Genomic DNA, 16090 nt, shown 5'->3' on the forward strand with positions numbered 1-16090 from the left:
GCACCATGTCCGACTCTGCGCTACCCCGCGACCTGCATTATGTTGACGACACCCAGCCCGGCATCCGCCGCAAGACGCTGCGGGGCAAGTTCCAGTACTTCGACCCTAAGGGTGAGCGCATCCGCGATCCCGACGAGATCAAGCGCCTGAACGCCCTGGCCGTACCGCCGGCCTACACCGATGTGTGGATCTGCGCCGACCCGCGCGGCCATCTGCAAGCCACCGGCCGCGACGCGCGTGGGCGCAAGCAGTACCGCTACCACCCGCGCTGGCGTGAGGTGCGTGACAGCGACAAGTACTCTCGGCTGCAGCAGTTCGGCATCGCCCTGCCAAAATTGCGCAAACAGCTGGAAGCGAAAATCGCCGAACCTGGCTTCACCCGCGAAAAAGTATTGGCCACCGTGGTGATGCTGCTGGACGCTACGCTGATCCGCGTCGGCAATACCCAATATGCGCGGGACAATAAATCCTACGGGCTGACCACGCTGCGTACCCGCCATGTGGATGTGAAAGGCAGTGAGATCAAGTTCCAGTTTCGCGGCAAGAGCGGCGTCGAACACCAGATCAGCGTTAAAGATCGGCGATTGGCGACGGTGGTCAAGCGCTGCCTGGAATTGCCGGGGCAGGACTTGTTCCAGTACCTGGACGAAAGCGGCGAGCGGCACACCGTGAGCTCACAGGACGTGAATGAATACTTGCACAGCCTCACCGGTGCGGACTTCACCGCCAAGGATTACCGCACCTGGGCCGGCACCGCCATGGCGCTGGCGGTGTTGCGGGAGTTGGAGTGGCAGCCCGAGTCCGATGCCAAACGGCACGTGGTGGCAATGGTCAAGGACGTCGCCAAGCAGTTGGGCAACACCCCGGCGGTATGCCGCAAGTGTTACATCCACCCTGCGGTGCTGGAGCATTTCAGCCTCGGCGAACTCTCCAAGCTGCCCAAGCCGCGCCTGCGCAAAGGGCTCAAGGCCGAAGAAGCGGCATTGGCAATGTTCCTTGAGCAACTGGCGGCGGATTTGCCGAAAAAGGCCAAGGTGGGTTAGGCTCTGCCTCCCTTCTGACTCACGGGACGAGCGCCGACGTGAACAACTAAGCCTTCCAAAATGTACCTGCAACAGGCCGCCTGGCGCGCTTGTTGGCCTGTCCGACATTTTTTTGGAGGTGCTGATGACTGACGTCAACCGGCTGCCCGCCCTCGTTTCCCTGCAACACCTGTGTTTCCAGTTCGCCAATGGCGAGACCTTGCTGGACGACCTGAACCTGTCCATCGATCACACCCCCACCGGCATTGTGGGGCGTAACGGCTGCGGCAAAAGTGTCCTGGCGAAGTTGCTCGCCGGGCAGCTGTCGCCCTCCTCTGGCACGCTGAATCGACCGCCCCATGTGGCTTACGTCGCGCAGAACGTCGTGGTGGTGCCGGGCGACACAGTCGCTCATCTCACGGGTACGGCTGCGCCATTGGCAGCGCTCGAACGCATGGCCCAAGGCGCCGCGCAGGACGACGACCTGGCGTTGATCGACGACCGCTGGAACCTGGCCGAGCGTTTGCGCAGCGCCTTGGATGCGGCGGGTCTTTCGCAGCTTAATGTTGAGACCCCTGTCGACCAACTCAGCGGCGGCCAGTTGGCCCGCGTCGCGGTCATCGGAGCGCTGTTGGCCGCGCCACACCTGCTGGTGCTCGACGAACCCACCAACCACCTCGACAGCGACGGCCGTGCCTGGCTGCTGCGAGTGCTCGCGGATTGGCGTGGCGGCCTGGTAGTGGTCAGCCATGATCGACAATTGCTCAACGCCATGGGGCGCATCATCGAGCTGTCATCCCTCGGCGTCCACGTGTATGGCGGCAACTACGATGCTTACCGCCTTCAGCGCGATGCCCAACAACACGCTGCCGTCGCTGCCCTGGAACACGCACGCCTAGCGCGTAGCCGCGAACGGCGGCGCCTGCAAAAGGACCATGACAACCTGCAACGCAATGCCGCCCACTCACGCAAACAGGCGGAAACAGCCAATGTTGACCGTTTCACCAAAGCGCGCTGGAAAGGCGCCGCCACGGAAATCCTCAGCAGCGTGCGCAGCGCGCATGGGCAACACAAACAGGCGTTGGATGCCCAGGTGCGCCAAGCCTACGAAAAGGTACTGGATGAAACGCCAACGCTGTTGGCATTGCCCGCGTCAGCGGTGCCCAATGGCCGACAGGTGCTGGCGTTGGTCGACGCGCAATTGCCATGGCTGCCCTCGACCTGCCTCAACCTGCACCTTGCCGGGCCGGTACGCATCGCTGTACGTGGGCCGAACGGGTGCGGCAAATCCACGTTGCTCAAGGTGTTGGCAGGTGAATGGCAAGCGGTCAATGGCGCCTGCAGCGTGCAGGTGCCGAGTGCCTATATCGACCAGCATCTCGCGCTGCTGGACGACCAGCGTTCCATCGTCGAGCAACTCAACCTGCTCGACACGCCACTGGCCGAAGCCGAATTGCGCACGCGCCTGGCGTTGCTGCAACTGAACGCCTTGCGCGTGACCCAACCCGCCGGGCAACTCAGTGGCGGCGAACGCTTGAAGGCCGCGATGGCGATTGCCTTGTGGCGCGAAGTGCCGGCGCAACTGTTGTTGCTGGACGAGCCGACCAACCACTTGGACTTGGAATCGGTGATGGCCTTTGAACAGGCGCTGCAAGGTTTTACAGGGGCGATGATGGTGGTGTCCCATGACGTGGATTTCGTGCAAGCGATCAGGCCGACCCACTTTTTCACCTGGCAGCGTACGGGCTGGTACCTAGAGTGTGTCTGAGGTCATTGCGTGCGCCCTAAAAGCGCCCTACGGTAGTGGCCGGATAATCTCACCGAGGAACCCGGTCCTATGTTGCCTTCGCCGCGCAAACCCAACGCCAATGCTGCACTGGCCCATCGACAGCGCTGGCGTGGCCGGGTCGGGCTGATGCTGGTGGCCAGCCTGTCGGTGCTGGCGGGAATGACTGACGCCATCGGCTTCATGGCCAGCGGTGATTTTGTGTCGTTCATGAGCGGCAACACGACTCGCCTGGCGGTAGCAATCAGCGCCGGGGATCTTGGCCTGACCGGGCGGCTGCTGTTGCTGGTCGCGACCTTTGTTGTCGGTAACGCCTTGGGCGTCGTGGTCAGCCGGCTGAGCCGCCGCCATGCACTGCCATTGCTGTTGTGTATTGCCGGCTTGTTGTGCGGCGCTGCCGTGCTGCCCTTCGCCGATACATTGCCCGCTCTGCTGGCGGCGATCGTCGCGATGGGCATGCTGAATGCCGCTGTGGAAGAGGTCAACGGATTGCCCGTAGGCCTGACTTACGTCACCGGCGCACTTTCACGGTTTGGACGCGGGCTGGGGCGCTGGCTGCTTGGGGAGCGTCGCAGCGGCTGGCGCGTGCAACTGATCCCATGGGCCGGGATGTTCGTGGGGGCGGTGATTGGCGCGGTGCTCGAGCAGCAGATGGGCTTGAGGGCGCTGCTGGTCAGCGGCGTCTTCGCAGGCGTGCTGGGGCTGGTGTCGCTGAAGATTCCCCGGCGCTGGCACCTTGGCTACATGCCGCGCTGAGGAAAAAAGGTGCTCGCCCGACGTTTAAGCCTCGACGTCCGTGTACTGGTAAAGAGCCATCATGTCGGGCGAGCGGGTGAATCATAATCCAAATGCCGCGCAACTGTCGTGCCAGGCATTTCCTAAAACGACTAAAGCAATGGATTACAGGCAAGTCGCGAGTGCGGCCAAGCGCCGCTTGGCTGGCATATTGTCTTCTGCTGCGTAGTACTTGATGGTGGAACCGGCACCCGCGCTTTGCACATCGACAAAGTAGTCGCCTGCAGTCGTGTACACGGTAAAACCGCCGGCGCCGATGGGTTCCTTGAAGCCGCCGGCGTCAACGCCGAACACGCTTTCATCCTGCCAGCCGAACTGCACGCATTCAGCAACCACCAGTGTGGCCTTGTCTGAAGCCAGGGTTTTGTAGGGCGTGCCGGCGCGCGCCTCTTTCATCTTCGAACCTGCACAACCGGCCAGGGCCGCCAGTACCAGTGCGCCAATTACCACCTTGTGCATGCCATTGCTCCGTTGGAAAAAAACGCGACTCTACCATTAGCCTGCTACACCCGAGGACTATTACGTCACGCACGCGCCTAAAAGCGAATTCGCTGCATCCTCGAGGGCGAGCGTACGGTCAAGGGTGGGAGCACGCCCACCTGGCGGGGTGCTTGAAGGTGGCGCCTCCCGACACATGGCATTATGATGCCGCGGTTGATCTCACTGAGGAGATCAACGGGATACCCTCTACAAGGAAGCGTCATGAAAGATTTCGTCATCAGCGTCAACAACTCCGTTCTCTACATCGCACTGGCCTTCGTCTGGCTGATGGGTTTGGTGACGATGTTCAGTGCAAGCTTTTTGTCGGGCCTGGCGGTATTGGTGGGCGGTACTTTGACGTGGTGCATCATTTCCGGCTTCTGGTTCGTCCAGTCGGCCACCTATGAAGAACTGCGCAAGCTCAACGCAAAAAGCTGATGCGCCCGGGCAGCCCAATCGGGCTGCCTTGCTGTGTGCAGCATGAATTTAGTTTCACTGTGAAGGGAGCCTGTGCTGCCTATATTGGCCATGCTCATTGTTAGAAGTCTCCCTTCTGCCCGCCCTCCCGCGGGCTTTTTTTCGTCCGGGGATTAAAGCAACCAGCGGAACAGGTAGAACAACGCCATGCTCAACAGCACAGTGATCAACACATTGCGTGTCCAGAACATCAACGCCACCGCGCTGAGCCCCGCCAGCAGGTAAGGGTTGGCCGGACTGAGGTTGAGTTGATGGTCGGCCAGGAAAATGATCGGCCCGCAAATCGCCGTGAGCATGCCAGGCACGGCGAACCCGAGAAACTCCCGCGCGCCACGGTTGAGGCGCACCGGCAGGCGCGGCTCGATAAACAGGTAACGGTTGAGAAATACCACCAGGCCCATGGCCACAACCATGATGTAGATCATTGCTGCCCTACTCCCAGTCGCTTGCAGGCGTACCCCGCGCTCATGCCCAACACGCCGGACACCACCACCGCCGACTCCCAATGCAGAAAGCTCAAGCACACCGAAAACAGCAACGACACGGCCACGCAGACCACCGTGGGGATGTCACGCACCACCGGCGTAATCAACGCGATAAACGTGGCGGCGATGGAAAACTCCAGCCCCAGTTGATCAAGGCCGGGAATGCTTTTGCCGAGCACGATACCGGCCAGTGTGAACAGGTTCCAGATGATATAGAACGTCAGGCCGACGCCCAGGGCGTACCAGCGGTTGAAGGTCTCGCGGTCAAAATGGCTGACCAGTGCGAAGAATTCGTCGGTCAACAGAAAGCCCAGGCTCATGCGCCAGCGGGTCTTGAGGGGCGACAGGATTGGGCGCAAATGCATGCCGTACAGCAAATGCTGGGACGTCAGCAGCAAGGTGGTCAGCACGATGGAAATCAGGCTGGCGCCACTCTTGACCATACCGATGGCGACCAGTTGCGCAGCGCCGGCAAACACGATGGCGGACAAACCCTGGGCTTGCAACGGGGTGAACTGTGCATCGATGGCCATCGAACCGGCAAGCAGTCCCCACGGCGCGCAGGCCAGGGACAAGGGAATGACGGCGATGGCGCCGCGAGCGAAGGCGTAATGAGGCAAGGCAGTGGGCATGGAAACGGCTCATCGACAGACAGTCGACAAGCATGCCAGCGCAACCAGGAGCTTGTCTTGAACGATCTTGCTCAGGCCAGCCTTACCGACACCGGCCCCACCGAATCGCGCGCTTCGCGCAGTTCATGGGCGTCCTGGTTAAGCCGGTGAATGGTGTTGAGCAAGCGTTGGCGCAGCACTTCATCGCCGAGTTTTTCGACGGCACGCATCAAGTCGAAGGCCGCGGTTTCGTTATTTTCCGCGACGGAATCCAGGGTCTTGCGCAGGTTGCGAGTGGCACGGGTCACGCAGGTTCTTCCTTCATCAGCAATGGGGAGGCACTTTAGGACATTCATGTTTCATTTTAATTTCAAACACTTGTGGCGGATTTCAAGGCATTTGATCCATATCAATTGAAACAGGATTTGACCGTTACATATGAAAATACGTATATTCGGATAACCATATATACAGGGCCTTGGCCATGCTGGACTCCATCTCCCCACCCACCCTGTTCAAATGCCTGGCCGATACCACCCGGGCACGCCTGACGTTATTAATCCTGCGTGAAGGCGAACTTTGCGTGTGCGAACTGATCCATGCCTTGGACGACAGCCAGCCAAAAATCTCCCGCCACCTGGCGCAACTGCGCAGTGCCGGGTTGCTGCTGGACCGTCGCCAAGGCCAATGGATTTACTACCGCATCAACCCGGCATTACCCGACTGGGTGACCACCGTGCTGCACACCACCCTGCAAGCCAACCGGCCCTGGTTGCACAGCGACGCACAGCGTCTGGATGCAATGGGCGACAGACCACAACGGGCCAGCACCTGCTGCTGAATCCTCGGAGCGTTTATTCATGCTTGTCGCACTCGCGATTTTTATCTTCACCATCGTATTGGTCATCTGGCAACCCAAGGGCCTGGGCGTTGGCTGGAGCGCAACCCTGGGCGCCATCCTGGCCCTGGCCTCTGGCGTGGTCAGCCTGGCGGATATTCCGGTGGTGTGGCACATCATCTGGAATGCCACAGGGACCTTTGTCGCACTGATCATCATCAGCCTGTTGCTCGACGAGGCCGGGTTCTTTGCCTGGACCGCCCTGCATGTAGCACGCTGGGGGCGTGGGCGCGGCCGGCGTTTGTTTGCCTATATGGTGTTGCTCGGCGCATTGGTCTCGGCGCTGTTCGCCAATGACGGCGCGGCGCTCATTCTCACGCCGATCGTGATGTCGATGCTGTTGGCCCTGCGCTTCTCCCCGGCGGCGACCCTGGCATTCGTCATGGGCGCAGGCTTTATCGCCGACACGGCGAGCCTGCCGCTGGTGGTCTCGAACCTGGTGAATATCGTCTCGGCGGATTACTTCAAGATCGGTTTCAACGAATACGCCGCCGTGATGGTGCCGGTCAACTTCGTCAGCGTCGCGGCCACGCTGGCGGTGCTGATGTGGTTCTTCCGCCGCGATATCCCGCAAACCTACGACCCGGCCGACCTAGAAGATCCCGCCAGTGCCGTCCACGACCGCGCCACCTTCCGCGCCGGCTGGTGGGTGTTGGGCATTCTGTTGGTCGGTTGCTTTGCCCTGGAGCCGCTGGGCATTCCCATCAGCGCGATTTCCGCCGTATGCGCCGTGCTCCTGCTGGTCATCGCCGCCAAGGGCCACACGATCTCCACGCGCAAAGTGCTGAAAGAAGCACCGTGGCAAATCGTGATCTTTTCCTTAGGCATGTACCTGGTGGTCTACGGACTGCGAAACGCCGGCCTCACCACCTACCTCGCAACCTGGCTCGATACCTTCGCCACTTACGGCGTGTGGGGCGCGGCGATGGGCACGGGTGTGCTGACGGCGCTGCTGTCCTCGGCGATGAACAACTTGCCGACGGTGTTGATCGGCGCGCTGTCCATCGAGTCCAGCCATGCCGTGGGCGTGGTCAAGGACGCGATGATCTACGCCAACGTGATCGGCAGCGACCTGGGCCCGAAGATCACTCCCATCGGCAGCCTGGCTACCTTGCTGTGGCTGCACATTCTGGCACGCAAAGGCATCACGATTACCTGGGGTTACTACTTCAAAGTCGGGATCGTGCTGACCCTGCCGGTGCTGCTGATCACCCTTGCCGCCCTCGCCTTGCGCCTGAGTCTTTGAAGGAGATACCGCAATGAAAGTCCTGTTCATGTGTACCGCCAACAGCTGCCGCAGCATTTTGTCCGAGGCTGTGTTCAACCATCTGGCACCGCACGGTTTTGAGGCGATCAGTTCCGGCAGCTTTCCGAAGGGCCAGGTCCTGCCACGCAGCCTCAGTACGCTGCAGGCAGCGGGTATCAGCACTGAAGGCTTGTACAGCAAAGGCAATGACGCCTTTGCGGGCAGCCCACCGGACTTGGTGATTACCGTGTGCGACAAAGCTGCGGGCGAAGCGTGCCCGGTGTACTTCGGGCCGGCGGTGAAGGCGCATTGGGGGTTGGAGGACCCCTCCGATGTTCAAGGCGACGACACAAATGTCCAAGCTGCATTTGACGCCACGCTGGCGATCATTGCCACACGCTGCCGGGCATTTTTCGCCGTGCCTTTTGACCGCCTCAGCCCTGCCGACTTGAAGGTGGAACTCGACCGTATTGCGGTGCTTTCATGACCACACTGCCCAATCTCGATATCACCCTTTCAGCGCCACTGCGTAGCGGTTCGACGCATCCGCCGCGCATCCTGCTGCTCTACGGCTCGACCCGCGAACGCTCGTTCAGCCGCCTGCTGGTGGAAGAAGCAGCACGCCTGTTGCAGCACTTCGGCGCACAAACGCGCATCTTCAACCCCAGCGGCTTGCCTCTGCCCGATGATGCACCGAGTGATCACCCCAAAGTGCGGGAACTGCTGGAGCTGATGAAGTGGTCCGAAGGCCAAGTGTGGTGTTCACCGGAACGTCACGGCTCGATGTCGGCCGTGTTCAAGGCGCAGCTCGACTGGGTGCCGCTGGCCCTTGGCGCAGTGCGCCCGACCCAGGGTAAAACCCTGGCGGTGATGCAAGTGTCCGGCGGTTCGCAATCCTTCAATACCGTGAACCAACTGCGCGTATTGGGCCGTTGGATGCGTATGTTCACTATCCCCAATCAATCCTCGGTACCCAAGGCGTTCATGGAGTTTGACGATCAAGACCGTATGAAACCTTCCGCCCTGTACGACCGCGTGGTCGATGTGATGGAAGAACTGGTCAAGTTCACGCTACTGCTGCGCGATCGCCCGGACCTGGTAGACCGTTATTCGGAGCGCAAGGAAAGTGCTGACGAACTGTCGCAGCGTCTCAACCAACGGTCGATCTGATCCCCCCTTCCCGCGTATGCTCTGGCACTTTCCTGAAAGGACGCGGGCATGCTGACGATCTTTTTCTACGCACTGATATTCGGTTTTGTGTTTTGCCTCTCTCCCGGCGCCGTGCTGGCGGAGACCCTGCGCCGTGGTTTGCTCCATGGCTTCACGCCGGCCCTTCTGGTGCAGGTTGGGTCGCTGGTCGGCGACGCGGTGTGGGCGGTGATCGGCCTGACCGGGATCGCCCTGCTGATCCAGCATGACGCCGTGCGCGTGCCGCTGACGGTAGTCTGTGCGGTGTACCTCGCCTGGCTGGGCGTGCGCAGCCTGATCGATGCCTGGAAGCTGCCTGAATCAGACGACGCACCCGCCAGCACTCGGCAAAATGCGCTGGCGGTCGGCGCAGCGATCTCACTGGCCAACCCGAAGAATATTGTTTACTGGGGCGCGCTGGGCAGCGCGTTGTCGGGCATCGTCGGCGCCACGCCCAGTCATGGGCAAACCTTGATGTTTTTCGCCGGGTTCATGCTGGCGTCGGTGTTGTCGTGCTTTCTGATTGCTGCGCTGGTCAACGTGCTGCGCAAGAACGCATCACCGTTGTGGCAGCGCATCAGTTACGGCACTTGCGGCGTGGTATTGATCTATCTGGCAGTTCTGGCCGCGCAAGGAATATGAAGTTATAGAGCCGACAACTTACACGGGCTGTCTGCCTGAATAAACTCTGAACATCGGTTCATTTAATTAATCATGCATTGACATTTTGTAACCGCCTGAGTAGATTGCCCGTGCCCGCAACTGGGGCCTTTTTTTAAACCTCACTAAAGAAGCCAATGGACACAGTATCTAGTCGCTGTCCGTGCACCGTGTTAGCGGGCATCGGGCGCCAAACCCAGAACATGACAGGACTCGCCTCACGGTCCGGTAAGCTGCGCTAGAGCTCGATGCTCCACCGTAACTGCCTCGCCGGTCGCCCGTCCGGTCCCGAGGTGTTTTATGACCTTCCAATGCTTTGTTTTGCCTGATCTGCGCACGCCGGCCGCCGCCCTGCGGGCCACGCCACGCCGTGTGCGCGTCGATTTCCCGCCCTCCCGCGCGGCGATTGTCACACCCTCCCCTCAAGACCCACAGAGACCGAAGGTTTTCAGCCCCGGTCTTAACGTGAGCGCTCGCGCCGCTTAAACCGGCTGAAAACAGCAACTTCCTGATGAATACCCTGGGGTTCGCCATGAACACTTCCAGTTGTAGTTCGCTGCGCGCAAGTTAATTAACGCACCAGCAAAACATATATAAGCACTTTATTTTACCCGATCGCGAAGTTAGCGACTCGGCATGCTTTCGCTCGCCTGTCTTCAGGTAAGTACCGGGTATGTTTTGTCGAGAATTGGCGACAGGAGTACAGACAATGAGCGCCGTAAAAAACACGCCTCTGCACAAGAAAAATCGCACTGACGCCGACACTAAATTGTCAATGCGAGCCGCCCGCGAAGCGCACAACGGCCTGTCGGCCACCCTGGCGAACGTGCGTGCCACCCGGGACGGCCTGACCGAATTGGACGCCTCTGCCCGGCTGCAACGGGAAGGCCACAACGAAGTCGCCCATGACAAGCCGCCTCACGCCATCGTGCAGTTCCTGCAGGCACTGAACAACCCGTTTATCTACGTACTGCTGACCCTGGCCGGCATCAGCTTCTTCACTGATTGCTGGCTGCCGATGCAGGACGGCGAAGAGGCCGACCCGACCAAAGTCATCATCATCATGACCATGGTGTTGCTCAGCAGCCTGCTGCGGTTCTGGCAGGAACACCGCTCGGCGAAATCCGCCGAAGCCTTGAAAGCCATGGTTCGCACCACCGCCACCGTGCTGCGCCGTGAGCAAGTAGGCACCCAACCCACCCTGCGCGAAGTGCCGATGCGCGAGCTGGTGGCCGGCGATATCGTACAACTCTCAGCCGGCGACATGATCCCGGCCGATATCCGCCTGATCGAATCCCGCGACCTGTTTATCAGCCAGGCAGTGCTGACCGGCGAAGCCTTGCCGGTAGAGAAGTACGACACACTGGGTGATGTCACGCACAAATCCGCCGCGCCAGTGGCTGCCGACCAGGCCAACCTGCTGGACCTGCCCAACATCTGCTTCATGGGCACCAACGTGGTCAGCGGCCGTGCCACGGCCGTGGTGGTCGCCACCGGACCACGCACCTACTTTGGCTCCCTGGCCAAGGCAATTGTGGGGTCGCGGGTGCAAACCGCCTTCGACCGTGGGGTGAACAGCGTCAGTTGGTTGCTGATCCGCTTCATGCTGGTGATGGTGCCGATCGTGTTCTTCCTCAATGGCTTCTCCAAGGGTGACTGGGGCGATGCCTTCCTGTTTGCCCTCGCAGTTGCCGTAGGCCTTACGCCGGAAATGCTGCCGATGATCGTCAGCGCCAACCTGGCCAAGGGCGCCACCGCCATGGCCAAGCGCAAAGTGGTGGTCAAGCGCCTCAACGCGATCCAGAACTTTGGCTCCATGGACGTGCTGTGCACCGACAAGACCGGCACGCTGACCCAGGACAAGATCATCCTCGAGCATCACGTCAACGCCTCTGGCCAGCGTGATGACGCGGTGCTGTCCCTGGCCTGGCTGAACAGCTACCACCAAAGCGGCATGAAGAACCTGATGGACCAGGCCGTGGTGCAATTCTCGGAGCAGAATCCGAAGTTCCAGGCGCCATTTGCCTACAGCAAGGTCGATGAATTGCCGTTCGACTTTGTCCGCCGTCGCCTGTCGATCGTGGTCAAGGATGCGGCCGACGATCAACTGCTGGTGTGCAAGGGCGCCGTGGAAGAGATGCTGGGTATTTCCACTCACGTGATGGAGGCAGGCAAAGCCGTACCGCTGGATGAGCGCCGCCGTGAAGAATTGCTGGCGCTTGCCAATGACTATAACGAAGACGGATTCCGTGTGCTGGTGGTGGCCACCCGTCACATCCCGAAATCGTTGGCGCGCCAGCAGTACACCACCGCCGATGAGCGCAACCTGGTGATCCAGGGCTTCCTGACCTTTCTCGATCCACCTAAGGAAACTGCCGGCCCGGCGATTGCGGCGCTGCAACAGATTGGCGTGGCGGTCAAAGTGCTGACCGGCGACAACGCCGTGGTCACCAGCAAGATCTGCCGTCAGGTCGGCCTCGATCCAGGCCAGCCGCTGCTCGGTACCGACATCGAAGCGATGGACGATGCCACCCTGCAACGTCGCGTGGAAGAACGCACGGTGTTCGCGAAACTGACACCGCTACAAAAATCCCGGGTACTCAAGGCGCTGCAAGCCAACGGCCACACCGTGGGCTTCCTCGGTGACGGGATCAATGACGCACCGGCACTGCGCGATGCCGACGTGGGGATCTCGGTGGACAGCGGGACGGACATTGCCAAAGAGTCGGCCGACATCATCCTGCTGGAAAAGAGCCTGATGGTACTGGAGGAAGGTGTGCTCAAGGGACGCGAAACGTTCGGCAACATCATGAAGTACCTGAACATGACCGCCAGCTCCAACTTCGGCAACGTGTTCTCGGTGTTGGTGGCCAGTGCGTTCATCCCCTTCCTGCCGATGCTGTCGATCCACCTGCTGCTGCAAAACCTGATGTACGACATCTCCCAGCTGGCCCTGCCGTGGGACAAGATGGACAAGGAATACCTGGCCAAGCCGCGCAAGTGGGATGCGAAAAACATCGGTCGCTTCATGCTCTGGATCGGGCCGACCTCGTCGATCTTTGACATCACCACCTTTGCGCTGATGTGGTACGTGTTCGCCGCCAACAGCGTGGAAATGCAGACCCTGTTCCAGTCCGGCTGGTTTATCGAGGGTCTGCTTTCGCAAACCCTGGTGGTGCACATGCTGCGCACTCGCAAGATCCCGTTTTTCCAGAGCACCGCCGCCTGGCCGGTGTTGATGATGACCGGTGTGGTGATCGCGCTGGGGATCTACGTACCGTTCTCGCCGCTGGGCACGCTGGTAGGCCTGCAACCGCTGCCGCTGGCGTACTTCCCATGGCTGGTCGGCACCCTGCTCAGCTACTGCTGCGTAGCCCAACTGATGAAGACGATCTACATCCGCCGCTTCAAGCAGTGGTACTGATCGCCCCCGCCGTTTAAACGGTGGCGGCCGCCCGGCCGCCACCGTGCACTAAAAGGAAAGACCTTATGCGCGTCTTGATCTGTGCAGGTCGTCATTACGCCGACACCCGACTGTCCCGCCAAGTGCTGGACGCCTACCACCGCCTGCGCCCGGTGCAGGTACTGATCCACGGCGGCAACCAATTCCTCGGCAGCGAGATTGAGGAGTGGGCGCGGGAACTGGGCATTGACGTGGTGCGCTACCCGCCCAACTGGCAACGCCACGGCAAGCAGGCGGAACGCCAGCGCAACCATTTCATGCTTACCGACAGCCGCCCTGACGTGGTCATCGCCCTGCCGGGTGGTGACGACACGTCCGAGCTGGTCTGCCAGGCCAAAGCCAGTGGCATTTCGGTGCTGACCGTAGAAAGCTGAATTCAAGCGAGGTGCATCATGCACAAGAAACACACCCCGGCGCGCCAGGATGGGTTCGCCAAATACCGTGCGCGTCACTACCGAGGCGCACGCCAGACCTTGTTGCTATTGCCGCCGGCCAAGCGGCGCGCATTGCAGCGCAACCTGATGTTTATAGGGCTGACCCTGGGCGTTCTGTTAATGATTGCCTTGCTGTCCAAGGCCAACGCAGCCGGCGGCGCGTATGGGGTCGACGACGGCGCGATCAATGCGCCAGGCACCTGCAACGTCGACGCCTGGTACACCGCCAATCGACACGATGGCAGTACGCATAATGAAACACTGTCGCCGGCCTGCACCTTTGCCGCCATGCCTTCGGTGCAATGGGGCGCGGCGCTGTCACGCGCGACCAGCGCAGGCAAAAGCGAAACGCAGGTGGGCCCGCAGCTCAAGGCGCAGGTACTGTCGCGGGAAGACCTGGGGCTGGAAATGGCCGTGTCTGCCGGTGCGCACGTTGCACTGGATCGCCGACACGCTTTTGAGGGTGCAGACTTCAACATCCCGTTGACGTGGCAACCGCTGGCGCCCCTGCGGGTGAACCTGAATGCCGGTTGGTCGCATGCCTACAACGAAGGCGATCAGAAACACCGCCTGACTTGGGGCACTGGTCTGGAGTACCAGGTCGCGCCGTTAATGACGGTGATCGCCGAACGCTACGGCCAGGAGGGTGGCGATCAGGCATGGCAGGCCGGGCCCCGGTTTCACCTCGGCGAGCTGGTCGATGTAGACCTGGTGGTCGGGCGCAGCCTGGTCGGCGAACGAGACCAATGGCTGACCACTGGAGCCACGCTGCGCTTCTAGCACCTTTTAAGACCCTCAGAGATCAAATGTGGGAGCTGGCTTGCCTGTGATAGCAGTGTGTCCGTCACTGCAAATGTTGACTGGCGTACCGCTATCGCAGGCAAGCCAGCTCCCACATTCATCCTACTTCGACCGGAGGTTCGCAGATCAATCAGGCCTTGGCCTGTTGCTCCAAGTGCAGCTGCAATTGAGGGTCGATTTGCAGTTGACCTGCCAAGTCGTCCAGGTAATTGCGTTCGGCGTCCTGCTGATCGTCCACCAGCATCACACTGGCCAGGTAAACCTCCGCCGCCACTGCCGGGTCGCTGGCGAACTCGGCGAAATCCGCAGCATCCAGGGGCTTGGCGACTTCAGCATCGAGCCACGCTTGCAGTTGCGGATCGTCGGTATGCCGGCCCAGTTCACTGGAAATCAGTTGCTGCTCTTTTTCATCGATATGGCCATCAGCTTTTGCGGCGGCGATCAACGCACGCAAAACAGCATGGCTGTGGGCTTCGGCTGCGGGGCCGTCAAGCTGGTCGACCGTCTGGAAGGCTTGCTGCGGAGCACTGCCTTGCTGGCGTTGCCAGGCTTGGTAGGCCTGGAACGCCGCCATGCCCAAGGAAGCCAGCGCCGCGTAGTTCATCCCGCCAGCACGTCCCTGGGCAGGACGAGCGCCAGCGGCACCGCCCAACATGCCGCCAAGCCCACCCAACAACCCACCCAAGCCACCACCGGCCGAGGCATTGCCGGTGCGGGTGCCTTTCAATAAGCCGCCGAGCAGTCCGCCCAAACCGCCGCCCGAGGAGGTACTGCCCCCTTGCCCGGCGCGCAGCAGTTGTTCCAGTAAGTCGCTGGTGTTCATGATCTCACCCTCCCAGGGCGCAGTGTTGGCGTCTAACAACCATAGCCCGCCCCTGCCGTAACACCATGACCGCCGGGCGGGCACGGCCTATCATGGCGTCACCGTGCCTCTGAGAGAAAACCCAAGTGAACCGGATTGAGCATGTCGTGCTGATGGCCCGCTACAACCAGTGGATGAACCGCAAACTCTACGAAGCGGCCGGCACGCTGTCGGACGCGGAGTTGCTTATGGACCGCAAGGCGTTTTTCGGCTCGATTCTCGGTACGTTGAACCACCTGGTATTAGGCGACACCGTTTGGCTCAAGCGCTTTGCCTTGCATCCTGCTGGCTATGCGGCACTGGCTCCGCTGAACGCGGTTGCCACACCTGTTGATTTGACGCAGCTGGCCTTTGCCAACGTCCGTGAACTCGCCGCCCATCGAGCCTGGCTGGATCAACTCATCCTCGACTGGGCGCACACCGTACAGGCGCCCGACCTGGATCAGCGCCTGCATTACCGCAACATGCGCGGTGTGGCCGCCGATAAAAACTGCTTCAGCTTGCTGGTGCACTTTTTCAATCACCAGACCCACCACCGGGGCCAGGCAACCACCTTGCTGAGCCAGGCGGGGCTGGATGTGGGCACTACGGATTTGCTGGCGTTGATCGACTGAATTCGGCGTACGCCTGCATCAAGCGCGGGAACGCCGAGGGCTCCGGCAACTGCGCAAAGCTTTCAACGGCCGGGGTGGATGCCCAAGGCAATTTCTCGCGGGTCCAGGTCTCCATGAAGGGTACATAAGCGCTGGCATTATCCAACAAGGCCGCGCGTACGTTATGGCAGGGTATCGACGCTCATCATTGCTTCCATTTATTGATGGGTAGCGTGGCAGGTTAGCGTCCGGACGCAGAGTTGAACAGGCCAGCCCCACAACCGAACGC

18 protein-coding genes and 1 pseudogene are annotated in these 16090 nt (G+C 60.8%); 13 read left to right on the plus strand and 6 right to left on the minus strand.

What is annotated here, in order from left to right; translation table 11 throughout:
- The first annotated feature begins 5 nt into the window (after positions 1 to 5).
- From AB4O35_RS20955 to AB4O35_RS20965, 3 genes are all read left to right on the plus strand, one after another.
- Positions 6 to 1043, plus strand: coding sequence for a DNA topoisomerase IB (locus AB4O35_RS20955; protein WP_065880553.1), 1038 nt, complete (start codon positions 6 to 8; stop codon positions 1041 to 1043).
- A 124-nt stretch (positions 1044 to 1167) separates the two neighbouring features.
- Positions 1168 to 2790, plus strand: a complete 1623-nt coding sequence (locus tag AB4O35_RS20960; RefSeq protein ID WP_065945283.1) for an ABC-F family ATP-binding cassette domain-containing protein — start codon at positions 1168 to 1170, stop codon at positions 2788 to 2790.
- Between the two features lie 69 nt (positions 2791 to 2859).
- On the plus strand, positions 2860 to 3564 hold the full coding sequence (locus tag AB4O35_RS20965) for a YoaK family protein (protein ID WP_065873022.1): 705 nt from the start codon (positions 2860 to 2862) through the stop codon (positions 3562 to 3564).
- A 144-nt stretch (positions 3565 to 3708) separates the two neighbouring features.
- Here AB4O35_RS20965 and AB4O35_RS20970 read toward each other — a convergent pair whose 3' ends face one another.
- Positions 3709 to 4062 (minus strand): hypothetical protein, encoded by a 354-nt coding sequence (locus tag AB4O35_RS20970; protein ID WP_065873021.1) that lies wholly within the window; start codon positions 4060 to 4062, stop codon positions 3709 to 3711.
- Between the two features lie 243 nt (positions 4063 to 4305).
- On the opposite strand from AB4O35_RS20970, the gene AB4O35_RS20975 reads away from it, so the two are divergent.
- Complete coding sequence (locus AB4O35_RS20975) at positions 4306 to 4521, plus strand: hypothetical protein (protein WP_065873020.1); 216 nt, start codon at positions 4306 to 4308, stop codon at positions 4519 to 4521.
- 152 nt (positions 4522 to 4673) lie between these two features.
- On the opposite strand, the gene AB4O35_RS20980 is transcribed toward AB4O35_RS20975, so the two are convergent.
- From AB4O35_RS20980 to AB4O35_RS20990, 3 genes are all read right to left on the minus strand, one after another.
- Complete coding sequence (locus AB4O35_RS20980) at positions 4674 to 4985, minus strand: AzlD domain-containing protein (RefSeq protein ID WP_065945282.1); 312 nt, start codon at positions 4983 to 4985, stop codon at positions 4674 to 4676.
- Positions 4982 to 5677: an AzlC family ABC transporter permease gene (locus AB4O35_RS20985; protein WP_065880555.1), complete on the minus strand. Its 696-nt coding sequence runs from the start codon at positions 5675 to 5677 to the stop codon at positions 4982 to 4984. Before AB4O35_RS20985 ends, AB4O35_RS20980 begins: the two co-directional genes overlap by 4 nt.
- Before the next feature lie 71 nt (positions 5678 to 5748).
- The gene (locus tag AB4O35_RS20990) at positions 5749 to 5964 is read right to left on the minus strand and encodes a hypothetical protein (RefSeq protein ID WP_065873017.1); all 216 of its coding nucleotides are present in this window, start codon (positions 5962 to 5964) and stop codon (positions 5749 to 5751) included.
- A 176-nt stretch (positions 5965 to 6140) separates the two neighbouring features.
- Between AB4O35_RS20990 and AB4O35_RS20995 the strand changes: the two genes are divergently transcribed.
- From AB4O35_RS20995 to AB4O35_RS21030, 8 genes are all read left to right on the plus strand, one after another.
- The gene (locus tag AB4O35_RS20995; RefSeq protein ID WP_065873016.1) at positions 6141 to 6497 is read left to right on the plus strand and encodes a metalloregulator ArsR/SmtB family transcription factor; all 357 of its coding nucleotides are present in this window, start codon (positions 6141 to 6143) and stop codon (positions 6495 to 6497) included.
- 19 nt (positions 6498 to 6516) lie between these two features.
- Positions 6517 to 7800 (plus strand): arsenic transporter, encoded by a 1284-nt coding sequence (locus tag AB4O35_RS21000; protein WP_065873015.1) that lies wholly within the window; start codon positions 6517 to 6519, stop codon positions 7798 to 7800.
- Positions 7801 to 7813: 13 nt separating this feature from the next.
- Complete coding sequence (locus AB4O35_RS21005; RefSeq protein WP_065873014.1) at positions 7814 to 8287, plus strand: arsenate reductase ArsC; 474 nt, start codon at positions 7814 to 7816, stop codon at positions 8285 to 8287.
- On the plus strand, positions 8284 to 8970 hold the full coding sequence (gene arsH / locus AB4O35_RS21010) for an arsenical resistance protein ArsH (RefSeq protein WP_065873013.1): 687 nt from the start codon (positions 8284 to 8286) through the stop codon (positions 8968 to 8970). Before AB4O35_RS21005 ends, arsH begins: the two co-directional genes overlap by 4 nt.
- 48 nt (positions 8971 to 9018) lie before the next feature.
- Positions 9019 to 9630 (plus strand): LysE family transporter, encoded by a 612-nt coding sequence (locus AB4O35_RS21015; protein ID WP_065880556.1) that lies wholly within the window; start codon positions 9019 to 9021, stop codon positions 9628 to 9630.
- Positions 9631 to 10357: 727 nt separating this feature from the next.
- Entirely contained in the window at positions 10358 to 13072 is a 2715-nt protein-coding gene (mgtA, locus tag AB4O35_RS21020; protein WP_065945281.1) for a magnesium-translocating P-type ATPase, read from the plus strand.
- Positions 13073 to 13137: 65 nt separating this feature from the next.
- On the plus strand, positions 13138 to 13485 hold the full coding sequence (locus AB4O35_RS21025) for a DUF2493 domain-containing protein (RefSeq protein WP_065873010.1): 348 nt from the start codon (positions 13138 to 13140) through the stop codon (positions 13483 to 13485).
- Positions 13486 to 13503: 18 nt separating this feature from the next.
- On the plus strand, positions 13504 to 14325 hold the full coding sequence (locus tag AB4O35_RS21030; protein WP_065880558.1) for a hypothetical protein: 822 nt from the start codon (positions 13504 to 13506) through the stop codon (positions 14323 to 14325).
- A 151-nt stretch (positions 14326 to 14476) separates the two neighbouring features.
- On the opposite strand, the gene AB4O35_RS21035 is transcribed toward AB4O35_RS21030, so the two are convergent.
- The gene (locus AB4O35_RS21035; RefSeq protein WP_065880559.1) at positions 14477 to 15169 is read right to left on the minus strand and encodes a tellurite resistance TerB family protein; all 693 of its coding nucleotides are present in this window, start codon (positions 15167 to 15169) and stop codon (positions 14477 to 14479) included.
- 125 nt (positions 15170 to 15294) lie between these two features.
- Between AB4O35_RS21035 and AB4O35_RS21040 the strand changes: the two genes are divergently transcribed.
- Positions 15295 to 15822, plus strand: a complete 528-nt coding sequence (locus tag AB4O35_RS21040; RefSeq protein WP_065873007.1) for a DinB family protein — start codon at positions 15295 to 15297, stop codon at positions 15820 to 15822.
- On the opposite strand, the pseudogene AB4O35_RS21045 reads toward AB4O35_RS21040, so the two are convergent.
- Positions 15794 to 15985, minus strand: a pseudogene (locus tag AB4O35_RS21045) (GFA family protein); the annotation flags it as partial. The gene AB4O35_RS21040 and the pseudogene AB4O35_RS21045 overlap by 29 nt on opposite strands.
- Positions 15986 to 16090: the final 105 nt, after the last annotated feature.

Source organism: Pseudomonas sp. H1_A03, from assembly GCF_054685145.1.

Coding starts and splice junctions, on each gene's coding strand:
- AB4O35_RS20955 (WP_065880553.1), top strand. CDS start 6: ATGTCCGACTCTGCGCTACCCCGCGACCTGCATTATGTTGACGACACC.
- AB4O35_RS20960 (WP_065945283.1), top strand. CDS start 1,168: ATGACTGACGTCAACCGGCTGCCCGCCCTCGTTTCCCTGCAACACCTG.
- AB4O35_RS20965 (WP_065873022.1), top strand. CDS start 2,860: ATGTTGCCTTCGCCGCGCAAACCCAACGCCAATGCTGCACTGGCCCAT.
- AB4O35_RS20970 (WP_065873021.1), bottom strand. CDS start 4,062: ATGCACAAGGTGGTAATTGGCGCACTGGTACTGGCGGCCCTGGCCGGT.
- AB4O35_RS20975 (WP_065873020.1), top strand. CDS start 4,306: ATGAAAGATTTCGTCATCAGCGTCAACAACTCCGTTCTCTACATCGCA.
- AB4O35_RS20980 (WP_065945282.1), bottom strand. CDS start 4,985: ATGATCTACATCATGGTTGTGGCCATGGGCCTGGTGGTATTTCTCAAC.
- AB4O35_RS20985 (WP_065880555.1), bottom strand. CDS start 5,677: ATGCCCACTGCCTTGCCTCATTACGCCTTCGCTCGCGGCGCCATCGCC.
- AB4O35_RS20995 (WP_065873016.1), top strand. CDS start 6,141: ATGCTGGACTCCATCTCCCCACCCACCCTGTTCAAATGCCTGGCCGAT.
- AB4O35_RS21000 (WP_065873015.1), top strand. CDS start 6,517: ATGCTTGTCGCACTCGCGATTTTTATCTTCACCATCGTATTGGTCATC.
- AB4O35_RS21005 (WP_065873014.1), top strand. CDS start 7,814: ATGAAAGTCCTGTTCATGTGTACCGCCAACAGCTGCCGCAGCATTTTG.
- arsH (WP_065873013.1), top strand. CDS start 8,284: ATGACCACACTGCCCAATCTCGATATCACCCTTTCAGCGCCACTGCGT.
- AB4O35_RS21015 (WP_065880556.1), top strand. CDS start 9,019: ATGCTGACGATCTTTTTCTACGCACTGATATTCGGTTTTGTGTTTTGC.
- mgtA (WP_065945281.1), top strand. CDS start 10,358: ATGAGCGCCGTAAAAAACACGCCTCTGCACAAGAAAAATCGCACTGAC.
- AB4O35_RS21025 (WP_065873010.1), top strand. CDS start 13,138: ATGCGCGTCTTGATCTGTGCAGGTCGTCATTACGCCGACACCCGACTG.
- AB4O35_RS21030 (WP_065880558.1), top strand. CDS start 13,504: ATGCACAAGAAACACACCCCGGCGCGCCAGGATGGGTTCGCCAAATAC.
- AB4O35_RS21035 (WP_065880559.1), bottom strand. CDS start 15,169: ATGAACACCAGCGACTTACTGGAACAACTGCTGCGCGCCGGGCAAGGG.